General features: G+C 74.9%; 16 protein-coding genes. 14 read left to right on the top strand and 2 right to left on the bottom strand.

The window, feature by feature from the left end:
* From LPA27_RS16650 to LPA27_RS16605, 10 genes are all read left to right on the top strand, one after another.
* Nucleotides 1–665, top strand: a 665-nt coding sequence (locus tag LPA27_RS16650) for a DUF3105 domain-containing protein (RefSeq protein WP_228943161.1), incomplete at its 5' end; no start/stop codon positions are given.
* 100 nt (nt 666–765) lie between these two features.
* Entirely contained in the window at nt 766–2,691 is a 1,926-nt protein-coding gene (locus LPA27_RS16645; RefSeq protein ID WP_228943160.1) for a M3 family metallopeptidase, read from the top strand.
* A 69-nt stretch (nt 2,692–2,760) separates the two neighbouring features.
* Complete coding sequence (locus LPA27_RS16640; protein WP_056904450.1) at nt 2,761–3,168, top strand: secondary thiamine-phosphate synthase enzyme YjbQ; 408 nt, start codon at nt 2,761–2,763, stop codon at nt 3,166–3,168.
* Nucleotides 3,165–3,788 (top strand): GNAT family N-acetyltransferase, encoded by a 624-nt coding sequence (locus LPA27_RS16635; protein ID WP_228943159.1) that lies wholly within the window; start codon nt 3,165–3,167, stop codon nt 3,786–3,788. The genes LPA27_RS16640 and LPA27_RS16635 overlap by 4 nt, the downstream gene beginning before the upstream one ends.
* Nucleotides 3,789–3,935: 147 nt before the next feature.
* The gene (locus tag LPA27_RS16630) at nt 3,936–4,307 is read left to right on the top strand and encodes a hypothetical protein (protein ID WP_056904448.1); all 372 of its coding nucleotides are present in this window, start codon (nt 3,936–3,938) and stop codon (nt 4,305–4,307) included.
* 613 nt (nt 4,308–4,920) lie between these two features.
* Entirely contained in the window at nt 4,921–5,670 is a 750-nt protein-coding gene (locus LPA27_RS16625) for a hypothetical protein (RefSeq protein WP_228943158.1), read from the top strand.
* 192 nt (nt 5,671–5,862) lie between these two features.
* Nucleotides 5,863–7,380, top strand: a complete 1,518-nt coding sequence (locus LPA27_RS16620) for a PepSY-associated TM helix domain-containing protein (protein ID WP_228943157.1) — start codon at nt 5,863–5,865, stop codon at nt 7,378–7,380.
* Nucleotides 7,381–7,661: 281 nt separating this feature from the next.
* Nucleotides 7,662–8,300 carry a TasA family protein gene (locus tag LPA27_RS16615; protein ID WP_056862619.1) on the top strand — a complete coding sequence of 213 codons (639 nt, stop codon included), beginning with the start codon at nt 7,662–7,664 and terminating at the stop codon, nt 8,298–8,300.
* 217 nt (nt 8,301–8,517) lie between these two features.
* The gene (locus LPA27_RS16610) at nt 8,518–9,201 is read left to right on the top strand and encodes a signal peptidase I (RefSeq protein WP_228943156.1); all 684 of its coding nucleotides are present in this window, start codon (nt 8,518–8,520) and stop codon (nt 9,199–9,201) included.
* On the top strand, nt 9,198–9,590 hold the full coding sequence (locus LPA27_RS16605; RefSeq protein ID WP_056862620.1) for a hypothetical protein: 393 nt from the start codon (nt 9,198–9,200) through the stop codon (nt 9,588–9,590). Before LPA27_RS16610 ends, LPA27_RS16605 begins: the two co-directional genes overlap by 4 nt.
* 85 nt (nt 9,591–9,675) lie before the next feature.
* On the opposite strand, the gene LPA27_RS16600 is transcribed toward LPA27_RS16605, so the two are convergent.
* The gene (locus LPA27_RS16600) at nt 9,676–10,473 is read right to left on the bottom strand and encodes a response regulator transcription factor (protein ID WP_228943155.1); all 798 of its coding nucleotides are present in this window, start codon (nt 10,471–10,473) and stop codon (nt 9,676–9,678) included.
* A 200-nt stretch (nt 10,474–10,673) separates the two neighbouring features.
* Here LPA27_RS16600 and LPA27_RS16595 point away from each other — a divergent pair, with 200 nt between their 5' ends.
* Nucleotides 10,674–11,141, top strand: a complete 468-nt coding sequence (locus LPA27_RS16595) for a hypothetical protein (protein ID WP_228943154.1) — start codon at nt 10,674–10,676, stop codon at nt 11,139–11,141.
* 395 nt (nt 11,142–11,536) lie between these two features.
* Complete coding sequence (locus tag LPA27_RS16590; RefSeq protein ID WP_056862623.1) at nt 11,537–13,714, top strand: glutamine synthetase III; 2,178 nt, start codon at nt 11,537–11,539, stop codon at nt 13,712–13,714.
* On the opposite strand, the gene LPA27_RS16585 is transcribed toward LPA27_RS16590, so the two are convergent.
* Nucleotides 13,702–14,739: a LysR family transcriptional regulator gene (locus LPA27_RS16585; protein WP_228943153.1), complete on the bottom strand. Its 1,038-nt coding sequence runs from the start codon at nt 14,737–14,739 to the stop codon at nt 13,702–13,704. The genes LPA27_RS16590 and LPA27_RS16585 overlap by 13 nt on opposite strands.
* 64 nt (nt 14,740–14,803) lie before the next feature.
* Here LPA27_RS16585 and LPA27_RS16580 point away from each other — a divergent pair, with 64 nt between their 5' ends.
* Both LPA27_RS16580 and LPA27_RS16575 read left to right on the top strand, forming a co-directional pair.
* Nucleotides 14,804–16,084, top strand: a complete 1,281-nt coding sequence (locus LPA27_RS16580; protein WP_228943152.1) for an MFS transporter — start codon at nt 14,804–14,806, stop codon at nt 16,082–16,084.
* A gap of 162 nt (nt 16,085–16,246) precedes the next feature.
* Nucleotides 16,247–16,912, top strand: coding sequence for an ANTAR domain-containing protein (locus LPA27_RS16575; protein ID WP_228943151.1), 666 nt, complete (start codon nt 16,247–16,249; stop codon nt 16,910–16,912).
* Nucleotide 16,913: the final 1 nt, after the last annotated feature.

The raw sequence follows: 16,913 nt of genomic DNA, 5'->3' as shown, positions 1-16,913 counted from the left end.
GGGCCAGGCGGTCCTCGTGGCTGACTGCGGTGCAGGTGAAGTCGCGCGCGGAGAGGCCGAACATGCACCCGCACGGCGCGCCGCCTCCCGTGCCGCGACGCACGACCCGGCTCGTGCTGGCCCTGGTCGGCGCGGTGGTGGTGGTCGCGGCCGCCGTGGTCGTGCCCATCCTCGTGACCCGCTCGGAGGAGCCGGTCGAGCAGCAGGCGACGCTCGCGGCCATCGAGCAGTACGCCGACCTGCGCCGCGACCACGTCGAGGGGTCGGTGGACTACCCGCAGTCGCCGCCCGTCGGCGGCCCGCACGCCCAGGAGTGGCTCGACTGCGGCGCCTACGACACCCAGGTGCCGGCGGAGAACCTCGTGCACGACCTCGAGCACGGCACGGTGGTGCTCACCTACGAGCCCGGCCTGCCCGCCGACGACGTCGCCGCCCTCGCCGACGTGCTGCCCGCCAACGGGATCCTCTCGCCCTGGGAGGGCCAGGCCGCCCCGGTGGTCGTCACCGTCTGGGGCGTGCAGCTGGAGCTCGACGGCGCCGACGACCCGCGGCTGGCGATGTTCCTGCAGGAGTTCGGCCACGGCGAGACCGCCCCGGAGTTCGGCGCCTCCTGCGAGGGCGGCATCGACCCGGCCGACGCCGCCGGCGCCGGCACCCCGGTCTGAGGCCCTCGGGTCCCTCCGCGCCCGGCCGCCCCAGCGCCCGGTCCCGGCTGCGGTGTCGGTGTCGGTAGCGGTGTCGGAGTGCGGCGCTACCCTCGCCGGCGTGACCCAGGACGCCCTCGCCCCGTTCGCCCTGCCCGCCGTCGACGACCGCGACGGGTGGCGCGCGCTGCTCGAGACGCGCAGCACCGGCGGGCTGGAGGCGGCCCGCGCGCTGGCCGACGGGCTGCGGGCCCTCGAGCCCGGCGACCCGGACGCGCTCCAGTGGTGGAACGACCTCTTCGTCGAGCTCTCGAACGCCTTCGCCGTCTGCTCGCTGCTCGCGCAGGTGCACCCCCACGCCCCGCTGCGCGAGGCGGCCGAGGCCAGCGAGCAGGAGCTGCACCGCTTCCGCACCGCCCTGCTGCTCGACGCCTCCGTCTTCGAGCGTCTCGCCGCCGTGCCCACCGAGGGCCTCGACGACGGCGCACGGCGCGTGCTGGCCGACGCGCTGCGCGACTTCCGCCGCTCCGGCGTCGACCGCGACGAGGCCACCCGGGCCCGCCTCACCGAGCTCTCCGAGCGGGCCAGCGACCTGGCCCAGACCTTCTCGCGCAACATCCGCGACGGTGCCGCGGTCACCCGGGTGCCGGCGGCGGCGCTGGCCGGTCTGCCCGCCGACTACGTCGCGGCCCACCCGGCCGACGCCGAGGGCCGGGTCGCGATCACCACCGACTACCCCGACACCCACCCCTTCCTGGCCTTCTCCACCGACCGGGAGGCCCGCCACGCCGTCGCGCGGACCTTCTTCACCCTCGCCCCCGACAACGACGCGGTGCTGCGCGAGCTCTTCGACGTGCGCCACGAGCAGGCCACCACGCTCGGGTTCCCCGGCTGGCCCGACCTCGACGCCGAGGTCAAGATGATCGGCACGGGCGAGGCGATCGGGGAGTTCGTCGACCGGATCGCCGCCGACGCCCTCGCCGCCTCCGACCGCGACGTCGCCGTCCTCCTGGAGCGCGCGCGCCGCGACCACGCCGACCTCGAGCAGGTCGACGTGGCCGACAGCCGCCACTACGGCGAGCTCGTGCGCCGCGAGCAGTACGACGTCGACGCCCAGGCCGTGCGGGAGTACTTCGACTTCACCCGCGTGCGACAGGGCCTGCTCGAGGTCACCGGGCGGCTCTTCGGCCTCACCTACACCCGGGTGCCCGACGCCCCGACCTGGCACGAGGAGGTCAGCGTGCACGACGTGTCCCTCGACGGGCAGCTGCTCGGGCGCATCTACCTCGACCTCCACCCGCGCCCGGGCAAGTACAACCACGCCGCGCAGTTCGACCTGGTCAGCGGGGTCGCCGGTCGCCAGCTGCCCGAGGGCGTGCTGGTGTGCAACTTCGGGCGGGGCCGCATGGAGCACTCCGAGGTCGTGACGCTCTTCCACGAGTTCGGCCACCTCATGCACCACGTGCTCGCCGGTCGCCACCCGTGGGTGCGCTTCTCCGGGGTGGCCACCGAGTGGGACTTCGTCGAGGCGCCGAGCCAGATGCTCGAGGAGTGGGCCTGGGACGCCGACGTGCTCGCCACCTTCGCCACCGACGACGCTGGCACCCCGATCCCCGCCGCGCTGGTGGAGCGGATGCGCGCCGCGGAGGAGTTCGGTAAGGGCTACTACGCGCGCACCCAGATGTTCTACGCCGCCGTCTCCTACCAGTTCCACCGCGACCGGCCCGCCGACCTGGGCGCGCGCCTGCACGAGCTGTCGCAGGAGTACGCCGCCTTCGCCGCGCTGCCCGGCACCCACTTCCACACCGGCTTCGGCCACCTCGGCGGCTACACGTCGGCCTACTACACCTACATGTGGAGCCTGGTGATCGCCAAGGACCTCTTCTCGGCCTTCGACCCCGACGACCTCTTCGCCCCCGACGTCGCCACCCGCTACCGCGACACGGTCCTGGCCGCCGGGGGCAGCAAGGACGCCGCCGACCTGGTCGCCGACTTCCTCGGCCGTCCCTACGACGCCCGTGCCTTCCGGGCCTGGCTCGAGGGCTGAGGACCCGCCGCGGGGAGTCGACCGGCGGGGTGTGGGTCGGGGCCGCACGCGGCTGGCACGATCGGCGCCATGGACTCAGAGACCCGGACCTTCCACACCGGTGACCGCGAGCGCGTGCTCGACCTCACCGCCGAGGTGGCCGACTTCTGCGCCGGCCGCGGCAGTGGGCTCGTACACGTCTTCGTGCCCCACGCCACCGCGGGCATCGCGATCCTCGAGACCGGCGCCGGCAGCGACGACGACCTGCTCGCCGCGCTCTCCGACCTGCTGCCGGCCGACGACCGGTGGCGCCACCGCCACGGCTCGCCGGGCCACGGCCGGTCCCACGTGATGCCTGCGCTGGTGCCGCCGTACGCCACGGTGCCCGTGCTGGAGGGTCGGCTGGCCCTCGGCACGTGGCAGAGCATCTGCCTGGTCGACCTCAACGTCGACAACCCCGAGCGCCAGGTGCGGCTGAGCTTCCTGGGGGCGGCGTGAGCGCGGGCCCCGCCGGGCGCGACCTGGTCGTGCGCCCGGTGCACCCCCAGGACCGGGAGTCGATCACCCGGGTCGTGACCGCCGCCTTCGGTGAGGAGGGCGAGGTCGTCGCCCGCCTGGTGGAGCGGCTGGAGGCCTCGCGGGCGGTGGCGCTCGGCCTGGTCGCCGAGGTCGCCGGCGCCGTCGTCGGCCACGTGATGCTCACCCAGTGCTGGGTCGACACGCGGGAGCGGCTGCGCCAGGTGCTGGTGCTCAGCCCGCTGTCGGTCGCGCCCGACCACCAGCGTGCCGGCGTGGGCACCGCACTGCTCGGGGCTGCGCTCGACGCCGCCGAGGCCGACGGGTGGCCGGCGGTGTTCCTGGAGGGCTCGCCGGCCTACTACTCCGCTCGGGGCTTCGCCCCGGCCGGCGACCACGGCTTCGAGCGACCCTCGCCCCGCATCCCGCACGCCGCCTTCCAGGTCGCCCTGCTCTCGACCCACGACGACACGCTGACTGGGCCGCTGGTCTACCGCGACGCGTTCTGGGAGCTCGACTGCGTGGGGCTGCGCGACCCGCTCCTGGCCGAGCTGGAGTCCGAGCCGGAGTCCGAGCCGGGCGGCCGGTCGGAGGGCCGGTAGGCGGGAAGGGGCACCTGGCGCGGCGCGGGCCGGGTCTGAGTCACGCCCACGGCAGGGGTGCAGGCGCCTGGCGTCGTCTCAGCCCCACACGGTGTCTGGTGACACGGAGGATCGAACGTGTGTTCGATCATCGAGTAGTGTGGCGTCGTGAGCCTCCCCGTCGCCCCGCCCGGCTGGCCCGCCGAGGTGCGCGCCCCAGGGGCGCCCGAGTGGGAGGCCAGCGCCGAGGCCTGGCTGCTCGACCTGTGCCCGCCCGACCACCGCTCCTACCCCGTGCTGCGTCGCCACCTCGTGGTGCTGGCACGCTTCGCGGTGCTCCACGTCGAGGCGGGTCAGCTGGCGTGCCGCCGGGGTCTGAGCGAGGCCCGTGCCGAGCTGCGCGGGCTGGTCGAGCCGGAGGTCGTCGACGCCGTCGTCGACACCTGGCTGCGGGAGGACGCCCGCCTGGCCGGGGCGCGGCGCGCCGTGGGGCTGGTGGAGGAGGCCGTGCGGGGACGCCGCTTCCGTCCGCGGCTCTGACCCTCGCACCCTCCGCGGCCGGCCGGCCGGCCGGCCGGCCGCGGGCGGGCGTGCGGGTGTGCGGACGGGCGCGCAACGGGCCTCGCCTGCGGAGCCGGTCGCGGGGCGTCATGCGGAGGGTGGATGCGCATCCACGCGGCGCATGACGTCCGGGGCGGGCCTCGCTCCCGCATCGCCCACACCGCGGTGCGGACGACCCAACGTCCGCACGTCCAGGGGTTGAACGAACGTTCGATCAACCCTCGGAACTCCTCCAACGTGGGCCACTCCGCGGCGCGAACACCCCGGGGCCGCACGTCTCGGGGTCGGACGCGAACGCTCGACCAACCCGCGGCACTCCTCCGGCGTCGGCCACACCGTGGCGCGGACGACCCCAGGCCCGCACGTCCCGGGCCTGCGGTGCCGGGTGCGGGCCGAGGCGGTCAAGCGTGCTGGGGTCGACGCGGGTCGCGCGGCGTCATGCGCAGGGTGGATGCGCACCCACGCAGCGCATGACGTCCGGGTGCGGCGCATGACGTCCGCAGCCGCGACTCGGCCGCCCCACGAGCGCGCCGGAGCGGGGCCGGGTCCGCGCGGCCGAAAGTCGACCGGGCCGTGCGACAATCGCCGGGTCATGTCCCACGGCACCGCCCTCCCGTCGACCCCGGCCGCCGAGCCGCGGGTCGACCCGGTCGTGCTCTGGCTCCGCGCCAGTCTGCTGGCCACGGTGACCCTCTTCCTGGGAGCCGCCGGCCACGTCACCGCGGACGGCCTGCTGCCCGGCCCGGTGGTGATGACCCTGCTCACGGCCGTGACCCTCGTGCTGAGCGCGGCGCTCCTCGCCCGGCCGGCCTCGACGCTGCGCCTGGTCACCCTGCTGGTCGGCGGTCAGGCCGCCGTCCACGTGGTGCTCAGCGCCACCGCGGGTCACGTCGGCGACGCCCCGACCACCGCCACGCCGGCCGGGGGAGCGGCGCACGCCGCCTCCGCGTCGCTGCCGCAGGTCGACGGTCGACGGGTGGGCTCGCTGCTCGACGCCTACACCGGCCCCGCCGGCGACCTCGCCTCCGGACCCTCGCTGACCCTCGGCCACCTGGTCGAGGACCTGGCCGCCCACGCCCCGATGATGGCCGCCCACCTGCTGGCGGCCGCCCTCGTGGGCCTGTGGCTCGCCGTCGGCGAGCACGCGCTGTGGGCCCTCGTGGCCCTCGCCGGTGCGGTGCTCGCCGCGCCGTGGCGCCTGCTCGCGGCCTGGTCCCGCGGGCGGTCGCTGCCGGCCCCCGCGCGCGGCCGCCTCGTGCCGACCTCCCACCACCCCGCGCCGGTCGTGGCGCACCTGGCGCGCAGCGTCGTACGCCGGGGACCGCCGGCCCTCCTCGCCTGACCGCACCCCCGGTCCGACCGCACGAGGCGGTCGGCCCTCGTCAGCATCGTCCGACGCGACGGCCCCGCCGTCGCGCGTCCCTGCGCCCGCACCCACCGCTGCCGCGCCACACCCCGGCCCCGGCCCGCCACCACAGGCCCGCCGGGGCTCGGCCCGCGCGGTCGCCCTGCGGCGCCGTCTCGAGGAGAGACCGTGACCGACTCCATCGCCCGCCCCGGCGCACCCACGCGCGCCACCCCCACCCGCCCGCCCACCGACCGGCCCACCGACCAGGCGGCCCCCACCGCTACCCCGGCGCGCCGACCGCGACCACCGCGCGACGAGCGCGCCCGCAAGAAGGGCGGGTCGGGCCTCTTCCGCGCGATGTGGCGCTGGCACTTCTTCGCCAGCTTCCTCGTGGTGCCCGTGCTGCTCGTGCTGTCGGTGACGGGGCTGATCTACCTCTTCCGCTTCCAGATCGAGCCGCTCATGCACGGCGACCTCATGCACATCGACACCCCCGCGGCCACCGAGGTCCGCCAGTCCTACGCCGCCCAGCAGACCGCGCTCGAGCGGGTCTACCCCGACGTCACCGTGGTCTCGATGCGCGAGCCGCTCGAGGCCGACGACGCCACGGCCTTCTCCGTGGTCGAGGCCGACGGCAGTCCGCGCGACGTCTACGTCGACCCCTACGGCCCCGACGTGCTCGGCTCCCTCGACCCCGACACGACGCTGTCGGGCACGGCGGTGAGACTGCACGCCGACCTGATGGCCGGCCGCTTCGGCGACCACCTCATGGAGCTCGGCGCCTGCTGGGCGATCGTGATGGCGCTGACCGGCTACTACCTCTTCGTCCGCGGCGCCAAGGCCCGTCGCCGCGCCCGGGCCAAGGACCGCCCCGGCGCCCGGCTGCGCTCGCGGCACGGGTGGCTCGGCGCCGGCGTCGGGGTCGGGCTGCTCTTCCTGCTCGTCTCGGGCCTGCCCTGGACCGGGGTGTGGGGCGAGACCGTGCAGAAGCTCGCCACCGACCGTGGCAGCTCGCTGTGGAGCACCGACCCGGGCGCCCTGTCCGACCCCACCTCCAGCCTCGACGAGTCGCTGCCGCACAGCCACGTGCAGGACGTGCCGTGGGGCATGGGCGCCTCCGAGGTGCCCCGCTCGACCGGCGACCCCGAGGGCAGCGTGGCCAACATCGACACCGCCGTCGAGGTGGCCGAGGCCGAGGGCCTGCGCCACCCCTTCACCGTCGCGGTGCCCGACACCACCACCGACGAGGCGGGGGTCTACTCCGTCATCGGCTACGCCTTCGACGCACCCTCCGACGAGCGCACCGTGCACGTCGACCGCTTCGGCGGCGCGGTGGTCTCCACCTACGGCTTCGACGACTACCCCACGCTGGCCAAGGTGGTCTCGCAGGGCATCGGGCTGCACGAGGGACGCAGCCTCGGGCTGTGGTCGTTCTGGGGTGCGGCGCTGATGTGCGTGGGCATCATCGCGGCCTGCGTCACCGGCCCGCTCATGTGGTGGCGCCGCCGCCCGCGGGGTGCGGCACGCATCGGCGCCCCGCGCGGACGCATGCCGCTGCGCGGCAGCCCCGTGCTGCTCGTCGGCCTGGTCGCCCTCGGGATCGTCCTGCCCCTCTTCGGTCTGTCGCTGCTGGTGGTGCTGGCCCTCGACCAGCTCGTGCTGCGACGGGTGCCGGCGCTGGCGGGGTGGTTCGACACCGTGTGACCCGCACGGCGGGACGTCGTACGGGTGGTGGGATCGCCCCCACCTCTCGCACGACGTCACCGCCGGGCCGCCACGTGCGATCGCGGCCAGACCGAGCGCCGCACGGCGGCAGCGCACCCCGAGCCGGGGCGAACCTCAAGAGGGTCGCCCCGGCTTGCGCGTTCCTTGAGGCAACGTCGTGGATCTGCCGCGTCGTGGCTTGAGGCTGGAGCGACAGAGTCCTGGTCATCAAGCAACAGCGACCGGCGCAGGGCTGGTCCACCCGACTCGAAGGACTCCCGATGCGCACTGCACACCGCAAGGCCACCACCCGCAAGGTCTCCAAGGGCGCCACCCGCCTGGCCGCCTCGGTCGCCCTCGTCGCCGGTGCGGCGTCGGTCGCCGGTCTCGGCACGTTCGGTTCCTTCACCTCCACCACCAGCGCCACCGAGGCCACCACCACCGGCACCGTCGTGCTGACCGCCAGCAACCCGGCGCGCGGCTTCGACGTCGCCATCCCCAAGCTGGTGCCGACCGACACCGTGCAGCGGGCGCTGACGCTGACCCGCGGCTCGGCCGACGAGACCTTCGGCTCGGTCGCGCTGACCACGACCAGCTCCACCGCCAACGTCCTCACCGGCGACGCCACCAAGGGTCTGCAGATGCGGATCGACCAGTGCTCGCAGGCCTACACCCAGGTCGGCTCCACCAACGCCCTGACCTGCGGCGGCACGGAGACCCCCGTCCTGGCCAGCGGTCGCGTCCTCCAGGCCAACACGATGCTGCCGGTGGTCACCACGGCCCTCAACGCCGCGGCGAAGACCTCCTTCCTCCGCGTCACCCTCACGCTGCCCGAGGCCGCCGACAACACCTTCCAGAACCTCACCAGCACCATCAACTACTCCTTCCTCGCCACGCAGCGCGCCGGCGACTTCCAGTGACCCCCTCCCGCGCGGCCGCGGACGCCGCTGCCGGCCGCGCGGGAGGCTCGGCCCCGGGTCGCAGGGCGACCTGACCCTCCTCTCCCGTGCGGCCAGGGGTGCCCTCGTGGCCGCACGGGTCACCACCGCCCCGCCCGCCCCGCCAGCCCGACCCACCCCAGCCCAGCCCGACCCAGCCCAGCCCAGCCCAGACCGGACCAGCGACCAGGGGGACACGATGAGCAGCTCCACCGCCACCACCGCGGCGACCGAGTCCTCCGCCAGGCACCGCGGCGACGGGTCGAGCAGGGTCGTCACCCGACCCACGGCCGGCGGGGCGCTGCACGTGCTCGGCAACGTCGTGACCAGCCTGGTGCTGGTGGCGTGCCTGGCGGCCTTCCTGCTGCTCGCGGTGGGCCCTCACGTCTTCGGATACCGCACGGCCACGATGCTCACCGGGAGCATGGAGCCGGGGATCAGCCCCGGTGACGTCGTGGTGACGGTGCCGCGTCCGGCCGCCGACGTCGAGGTCGGCGACGTGATCAGCTACCACATCCCGATCGAGGACCACCGCGTCGAGACCCACCGTGTCACGAAGGTCGTCCGGGGCGACGACGGCAGCATCGCGGTGCAGACCCAGGGCGACGCCAACGAGGGCGTCGACCCCTGGACCGCCACGCTCGAGGGCGACACCGTGTGGCAGATGACCGCGGTCGTGCCTCACGTCGGCAAGGCCATCCAGTGGCTGCGCGCGCCCGTCGTGCAGCACGGCGTGCTGTGGGGCGCGCTGGGCCTGCTGGTCGTGCTCGGCCTGGTGCGCATCTGGGCCCGCGACGAGGACGAGGAGCCCGGGACAGGGACGCCCGAGACCGCCGACGGCACCGACGAGGTCCTCCGGGAGCCCGCCGGGTCCGAGCGGTGAGCACCGAGGACCTCTGCGGTGGCGTGGCCGTGCTCGACGAGTCGGTCCTGGGCGAGCTCGCGCTCGACCTCTGCCCCGCCTCGGCGCTGACCTTCGCCCGGACCTACCGCCGCATGTTGCCCGGGCGCGTGACCCGGGTGACCAGCGTGCTCGCCCCGCCCGCGGCGGCGGCCACCGAGGCCGCCGACGTCGACGTGCTCGACGCGGTGCTCAGCCTCGGCACCTCGGCCGCAGCCGTCGGCGCGTGCTGCCTGGCCGAGGTCGCGCAGGGCCTCGCGCGCGACGTACGCCGGGGCGACCGCGAGGCCGCCCGCTGCCGTCTGGCCCGGTTGCGCGCCGTCACCGGGTGCACCGAGCGCGCGCTCGACGGCTACCTCGCACGCAGCTGACCCGCACGACCCGCACGACCCACTGACCACCGGCCGCCCGCGGGCCGGGGGAGACAGCCCTCTGAGGCGCCTGGGGGGAGGCGCCTCAGAGGGCCTCCATGCGGTAGCCCACCCCTCGCACGGTGTGGATGAGCCGGCCGGCGCCGAGCTTGCGGCGCAGGTTGCCCATGTGCACCTCCACCAGGTGCGTGTCGGTGGCCCACTCGGTGCCCCACACCGAGCGCAGCAGCGATTCGCGGCTCCACACCCGCGCCGGGCTGCGCATCAGCTCGGTGAGCAGGTCGAACTCCGTGCGCGTCAGCGTCAGCTCCGTGTCGTCGCGGAAGGCGCGCCGCCCGTCGACGTCGACGCGGAGCGGGCCGTGGTCGAGCACCTCGTGCGATGCGGGTGCCGTGGGTGCCGTGGGTGCCGGTGTCGTCGCGCCGGCGTCGTGGGTCGCCGGGGGGCCGCCCGCGCCGTCCGCCGCCGGGAGGCGGCGGGGGCGTCGGAAGAGCACGTTGACCCGGGCCTTGAGCTCGCGCACCGAGAAGGGCTTGGCCAGGAAGTCGTCGGCACCGGTCTCGAGGCCGAGGAGCTTGTCGATCTCCTCGTCGCGGGCGGTGATCATGATGACGTAGGCGTCGGTGAGCTCGCGCATGCGACGGCAGGTCTCGATCCCGTCGATCCCGGGCAGCCCGAGGTCGAGGGTCACCAGGTCGGGGTCGAGGGTGCGGATGGTCTCCACCCCGGCCAGGCCGTTGTCGACGGTGGTGACCGCGAAGCCCTGCGACTGCAGGGAGAGCTCGATGAGCGCGCGGATGTCCTCGTCGTCCTCCACCACGAGGGCGCGCCGCTCCTCGGTGGTGGTGCCGCTGCCGTTGGTCATGCTCCCCGTGACTGACATCGAGACGATCCTCTCAGACCTTGAGGATTCCTTGAGGCAAGTCGGCGGATCGGTTGAGACCCTCCGGACAGACTCGTCCTGTCGCCCACCCGTGGGCGACGACCCGACCCCGAGCCAGCCGACCGCGCCATCCGACCGAGCCCCCCGACCGCGCCACCCGACCGCGCCACCCGACCGAGCCACCCCGCCGAGAGGACGCCATGAGCCACAGCCTGCGTCGCCGCGTGCTGGTGCTGGTCGCGCTCACGGCGTTCCTGGTGTGCCTGCCGCAGCTGGCCTCGGCCCGCTTCTCCGGCCAGCAGCAGGCCTCGCTGAGCGTCGGCACAGCGGGCATGGCCATGCCGACGGGCGTCACCGGCACCTGGACGTGCACCCGCTTCAGCATCCTGACGATCGGCTACGAGGCGATCGACGTCGACGTCGACTCCTTCACCGACGCCGGGCCGAGCGGGGCCACCTACGCCTACCGGCTCTCCCGCGCCGGGGTCACCCGCGACGCGGTCGACTCCACGTCCCGCTCGGCCGCCCTGCGCTACGAGACCGGGCTCATCGCCGGCGCGCAGACCTACCGCCTCACCATCACCTCGACCCTCAAGGGCTGGACCGGTGAGCCCTACGTCCGCGACCTCACCTGCCCGGGCAGCAGCAGGGCCAGCGGCACGCTCTGAGCCCGCCGGACACGGGACCCGGCCCAGGACGCGGTCGAGGACCCCTCGTGTGATCGGGTCGGCCCCGGTCTAGTCCGCCGGCACGGAAAAGTCGACACGTTCGCGTGATCGCGTGCTTTACCGAAGCCGGCGCGTCACACTGGGGGAGCCAGGTCGCGACTGATGCCCCCCAGAAGCCGCGGCCTGGCACACACGTCCTCGTCGAGCCCCGCTCCGAGACCCGTCCTCCCGGCCCCTCCACCCGGCCCCTCCACCCGGCCCAGCCACCCGGCCCAGCCACCGAGCACGTGACGCGCGTCGCGTCGCCCCGGCGGCCCACGTGACCCGGGCGAAACACCCCCGACACGCGCGCCCCCTACGGTCCGGCTACCGCCCCGCCGTCCGAGGAGACACCGATGAGCGCCAATCCCGTCCGCCTGCAGGCCATGAGGGCCGTCGAGGCCACCGTCGCTCCGCCGATCAGCTTCGACCCCGGCGAGGAGCCCGGCGCCATCTTCGGGCAGAACGTCTTCAGCCTCACCGTGATGCAGAAGCGGCTGCCCAAGAGCGTCTACAAGTCGGTCGTCTCCACCATCGAGCGGTCGACGCCGCTCGACCCCGACGTCGCCGACGCGGTGGCCTCGGCCATGAAGGACTGGGCGATGGAGAAGGGCGCCACGCACTACGCCCACGTCTTCTACCCCCTCACCGGCCTGACCGCGGAGAAGCACGACAGCTTCCTCGACCCGGTCGGCGACGGCACGGCCTTCGCGTCCTTCTCCGGCAAGACCCTGGTGCAGGGTGAGCCCGACGCCTCGAGCTTCCCCAACGGCGGGCTGCGCAACACCTTCGAGGCGCGCGGCTACACCGGGTGGGACGTCATGAGCCCGGCCTACGTGCTGGAGAACCCGAACGGCAACACGCTGTGCATCCCCACCGTCTTCATCTCGATGACCGGCGAGGCGCTCGACCACAAGACCCCCGTGCTGCGCTCGCAGCAGGCGATGTCGGTCCACGCCAAGCGGGTGCTCACGCTCTTCGGCCACGACGACCCCGACAACGTCGTGGCCTACTGCGGCCCCGAGCAGGAGTACTTCCTGGTAGACAGCCACTTCTTCATGGCCCGCCCCGACCTGCTCAACGCCGGGCGCACGCTCTTCGGCGCCAGGCCGCCCAAGGGCCAGGAGTTCGACGACCACTACTTCGGCGCGATCCCCGAGCGCGTGCTCGGCTTCATGATGGACACCGAGCGCGAGCTCTTCAAGCTCGGCATCCCGGCCAAGACCCGCCACAACGAGGTCGCGCCGGGCCAGTTCGAGGTGGCGCCGATGTTCGAGCGGGCCAACGAGGCCTCCGACCACCAGCAGCTGCTCATGACCACCTTCAAGTCGGTCGCGCGCAAGCACGGCATGGAGTGCCTCTTCCACGAGAAGCCCTTCGACGGCGTCAACGGCTCGGGCAAGCACGTCAACTTCTCCCTGGGCAACGCCGAGCTCGGCAGCCTCCTCGTGCCGGGGGAGACCCCGCACGACAACGCGCAGTTCCTCGTCTTCTGCGCCGCGGTCATCCGCGGCGTCCACCAGTACGGCGGGCTGCTGCGGGCCTCGGTCGCCTCGGCCTCCAACGACCACCGCCTCGGCGCCAACGAGGCCCCGCCCGCGATCATCTCGGTCTTCCTCGGCGACCAGCTCGCCGACGTCTTCGACCAGATCGCCAAGGGCGGTGCCACCCGCTCCAAGGAGCGCGGCACGCTGACCATCGGCGTCGACACGCTGCCCAACCTCACCAAGGACCCGGGCGACCGCAACCGCACCAGCCCCTTCGCCTTCACCGGCAACCGCTTCGAGTTCCGCGCACCGGGGTCCAACCAGACGGTGGCGGGCCCGATGGTGGTGCTCAACACGATCATGGCCGAGGCCCTCGACCACTGCGCGAGCTTCCTCGAGGACGCCGTCGCGGCCGGCACCGACTTCAACGAGGCCGTGCAGGCGCTGCTGACCCAGGTCATCAGCGACCACGGTGCGGTGATCTTCAACGGCAACGGCTACTCCGAGGAGTGGCCGGTCGAGGCCGAGCAGCGGGGGCTGAAGAACCTGCGCACCACCGTCGACGCCCTGCCCGAGCTGATCGCCCCCGAGGCGCTCGCGCTGTTCTCGGCCTACGGCGTCTTCAACGAGCGCGAGATGCACAGCCGCTACGAGATCGGCCTGGAGCAGTACGTGCTCAGCGTCGGCGTCGAGGCCAACCTCACCCTGGAGATGGGCACGACGATCGTCCTGCCGGCGGCGCTGCGCTACCAGACCGAGCTGGCCGGCAACGTCGCGGCGCTCAAGGCGGCCGGCGTCGAGGCCGACACCTCCACGCTGCTGTCGGTCTCCGAGCCGCTGGCCGCGCTGCGCGCCGGTCTGGCCGACCTCGGCGCCGCGCTCGCCCACGAGCACCCCGCCGACGCCCTGGCGGCGGCGACCGCGGTGCGCGACGGGGTGCTGCCCGCGATGGCGGCCGTGCGTGCGGCCGCCGACACCCTCGAGGGCCTCGTGGCCGACGACCTGTGGTCGCTGCCGACCTACCAGGAGATGCTCTACGTCCTGTGACCCGCGCGGGGCCCCGCGCCGTGGCCTGCGGTGCGGCCCGCGCGGTCGTCGCGGGGCGGTGACGCCCCGAGGAGGCCCGGGAGGGTCTCCTCGAGGACGTCGCGCAGCGCGGTCACGGGGGCCGGCGGCCCGGCGCTCGACCACACCAGCTGCACGACGCGCTCCGCGCGCCGCGCCCCGGCGTCGAGGGCGACCTCGACCGTGCCGGGGTAGTCGACACCGGCCGGCACGACGGTGAAGCCCAGGCCCGCCGCGACCAGCCCGCCGGCGGTCGCGAGGTCCTCGCACTCGTACGCCGGGCGCCGCGGTGCGCCCGCCTCGCGCATCATCGCGTCGGTGATGGTGCGCAGCCCGTAGCCGGTCGCCATCGCCACGAAGGGCTCCTCGGCGAGGTCGGCGAGCGCCACCGGCCCCGCGCGGCCGTCCTCGGCCCCCCGCGAGCCACGCCCCGACGCCCCGCGCTCGCCCGGACCCGCCAGGTGGTGACCGCGTGGGAGCAGCACGCGCAGCGGCTGCGTGCCGAGCACCAGCGAGGCCAGCCCCGCCCCGGTCGAGGGCTCGAGCACGGCCACGAGCGCGAGGTCGAGACGGCCGCCGGCCACGTCGGCGACGAGGTGCTCGGCGCCGCCCTCGGCCAGCTGCAGGGTCACCCGTGGGTGACGGTCGTGGAAGACCCGCAGCGCCCGCGGCACCAGGTCGGCGCCGAGGGCGTGCTGGAAGCCGAGCCGCACCCGGCCGGCCCCGGGGTCGACCTCGGCCCGGATGGCGCGCAGGGCCTCCTCGACCTCCGCCACGGCCCGCTCGGCGGCGTCGGCCAGCAGCCGCCCGTGACGGCTCAGCGCGATCCCGCGTCCCCGGCGCAGCAGGAGGGGGGCGCCGACCTCGGCCGACAGTCGCGCCAGGGAGCGGCTCAGGGTCGGCTGCGGCACGCCCAGCTCGGCGGCGGCATCGGTGACGTGGCCGGTGCGCGCCACGGCGAGCAGCTCCTCGAGCGGACGCAGGAAGCCGGCGGAGTCATGCTTCATGTGCATGAGTCTAGGTCGACCGGTGCATTGGAGTCATCAGCGGCGGCGGGGGAGACTGGGCCTCGTGAGACGCCCGAGCGACCTGGACCCCACGGCCACCCGCGCCGGCGTGCCCGTCGCGCCTGCGCCGGCGGGTCCCGCGGGGCACCTCCCGGGCTCGCGCGACTTCCGCCGCCTCAACCTCGCGATGGGCGCAGCGGGGCTGGCCGCCTTCGGCATGCTCTACGCCACCCAGCCGCTGCTGCCGGAGATCGGCGCCGACTTCGGCGTCGACGCCACCCGGGCCAGCCTCACCATCTCGGTGACCACCGGCCTGCTGGCGCTGCTGGTCATCCCCGCCACCCGCATCGGCGCCCAGCGCGGACGTGTCGCCACGATGCGGCTCGGCCTGCTCGTCGCCGCGGTGCTGACGCTGCTGAGCGCGGTGGCGCCGACGTACCCCCTGCTCCTCGTGGCGCGCGGCCTCACCGGCGCGGCCCTGGCGCTGGTGGTGGGCGTGGCGATGGGCCACGTCGCGGCCGAGGTCCACCCGCGCGGCCTGGCGACGGCGATGGGGCTCTACGTCGCCGGCAACTCCCTCGGCGGCGTCGGCGGACGCGTGGTGACCTCCGCGGTCGTCGACCTCGCCGGCAGCTGGCGCTGGGCCGTGGTGGCGCTGGGCGTCTGCGCCCTGCTCGCGACCCTGGCCTTCCAGCGCCTCGTGCCGGGGCCCGCGGCGGGCGTGGCCAGCGCCATCGGGGTGCCGCCGCCCCCGGGGCGGGTGGTCGACCTGCTGCGCGACCCGGCGGTGCTGGCGGTGCTCGCCCTGCCGTTCCTGCTCATGGGCGGCTTCGTGGCCACCTACAACTACCTCACCTACCGCCTCACCGGTCCGGGCTTCGAGCTGCCCGCGGCCGTCGTGGGCCTGGTCTTCCTGGCCTACCTCGCCGGCACCGCGGCCTCCGCGGTCGCGGGTCGCGCCGCCGACCGGGTCGGGCGAGCGGTCGTGCTGGTGGTGTCGGTGGCGGTGATGGGCGCCGGTCTGCTGCTCACGCTGCCCGACGTGCTGTGGCTGGTGGTCGTCGGCCTGGTCGTGCTGACCTCCGGCTTCTTCGGCGCCCACTCGGTGGCCAGCGGCTGGGCCCCGGTGGTCGGCTCGGGCCAGCCGGCGCGCACCAGCGCGCTCTACGTCGCCTCCTACTACGTCGGCTCGTCGGTCTTCGGCGCCCTGGTCGGGCTCGGCTGGCGTGCCGGTGGCTGGCCGCTGACGGTGGCCTGCGTCGGCGCCCTCGTGGGCCTGGCCGGCGTCGCGACCGCGGTGCTCCTGGCCCGCACCGGCCGCTCCTCGCGGCCCTCGGCCGCCTGAGAGGGCCGCGGCCCCGCGCCCAGTCCCGCTCGGTCCCGCCCGCCGTCGCGGACCCGTCTGCCCCCCGCACGGACCGGGCGGGGCGGGGAGGCACCCCGAGGGGTGGTTCGTCCCCCGCGGCGCCGGCCGCACCATGGAGGCAGATGAGGCGGGAGGTGCACCGTGCAGCCCATCCCCGAGTCCGTGGCCGCGGTCGACAACCTCGACGCCGCCTCGGTGGACGACGACGTCCTGCGCTGGCTCTGCCTGCTGGGGGAGCGCGCCCGCGAGGTCGTGCCGGACTGCGTCGGGCTGACCTGGGAGCACGCCGACCTCGATCTCGTGCTGACCGTGGAGGCGACGGCCGCCGAGCGCGCCGCCACCTCGAGCGCCGAGCTGCCCGTCATGGCGGCGACCGCGGCCTCCGACGACCCGTGCCAGGAGCAGTCCTGGAGCTCCTCGGGGCGCGCCTCGGCCGCCCTCGGCGTCGGCAGCACGCTGACGCTGCCGATCATGCACGGCCAACGCGTCGTCGGCACCGTCGACCTCTACGCCGCGACCCCGGGCGCCTTCGCGGGTCGCCACGACGAGCTCGCGCGCCTCTTCGACGCGTGGGCGCCCGGCGCCGTGACCGACGCCGACCTGGGCTTCGCCCGCCGCGACGACGCCTGCGAGGCGCCGCGCCGCGCCGAGGACCGCGCGGCCGTCGACACCGCCACGGGCGTGTGGGCCGCGCTGCTCGACGTCGACGTGGTGACGGCGCGTGAGCGCCTGCGCGAGACCGCCCTCGGGCTCGGGCTCACCGAGGCGGAGCTGGCGCGGGCCGTGATCGGCCGCGCCTCACCCTGAC

Source organism: Nocardioides sp. Leaf374 (assembly GCF_916862475.1).
In the GTDB taxonomy this organism is placed as follows: Bacteria; Actinomycetota; Actinomycetes; order Propionibacteriales; family Nocardioidaceae; genus Nocardioides; species Nocardioides kribbensis.
This window is presented reverse-complemented; position numbering and strand designations above follow the sequence as displayed.

What these genes read in the sequence shown, in the direction of transcription:
- LPA27_RS16640 (WP_056904450.1), top strand. Translation starts at nt 2,761, where the DNA reads ATGGACTCAGAGACCCGGACCTTCCACACCGGTGACCGCGAGCGCGTG.
- LPA27_RS16625 (WP_228943158.1), top strand. Translation starts at nt 4,921, where the DNA reads ATGTCCCACGGCACCGCCCTCCCGTCGACCCCGGCCGCCGAGCCGCGG.
- LPA27_RS16615 (WP_056862619.1), top strand. Translation starts at nt 7,662, where the DNA reads ATGCGCACTGCACACCGCAAGGCCACCACCCGCAAGGTCTCCAAGGGC.
- LPA27_RS16610 (WP_228943156.1), top strand. Translation starts at nt 8,518, where the DNA reads ATGAGCAGCTCCACCGCCACCACCGCGGCGACCGAGTCCTCCGCCAGG.
- LPA27_RS16600 (WP_228943155.1), bottom strand. Translation starts at nt 10,473, where the DNA reads ATGTCAGTCACGGGGAGCATGACCAACGGCAGCGGCACCACCACCGAG.
- LPA27_RS16595 (WP_228943154.1), top strand. Translation starts at nt 10,674, where the DNA reads ATGAGCCACAGCCTGCGTCGCCGCGTGCTGGTGCTGGTCGCGCTCACG.
- LPA27_RS16590 (WP_056862623.1), top strand. Translation starts at nt 11,537, where the DNA reads ATGAGCGCCAATCCCGTCCGCCTGCAGGCCATGAGGGCCGTCGAGGCC.
- LPA27_RS16585 (WP_228943153.1), bottom strand. Translation starts at nt 14,739, where the DNA reads ATGAAGCATGACTCCGCCGGCTTCCTGCGTCCGCTCGAGGAGCTGCTC.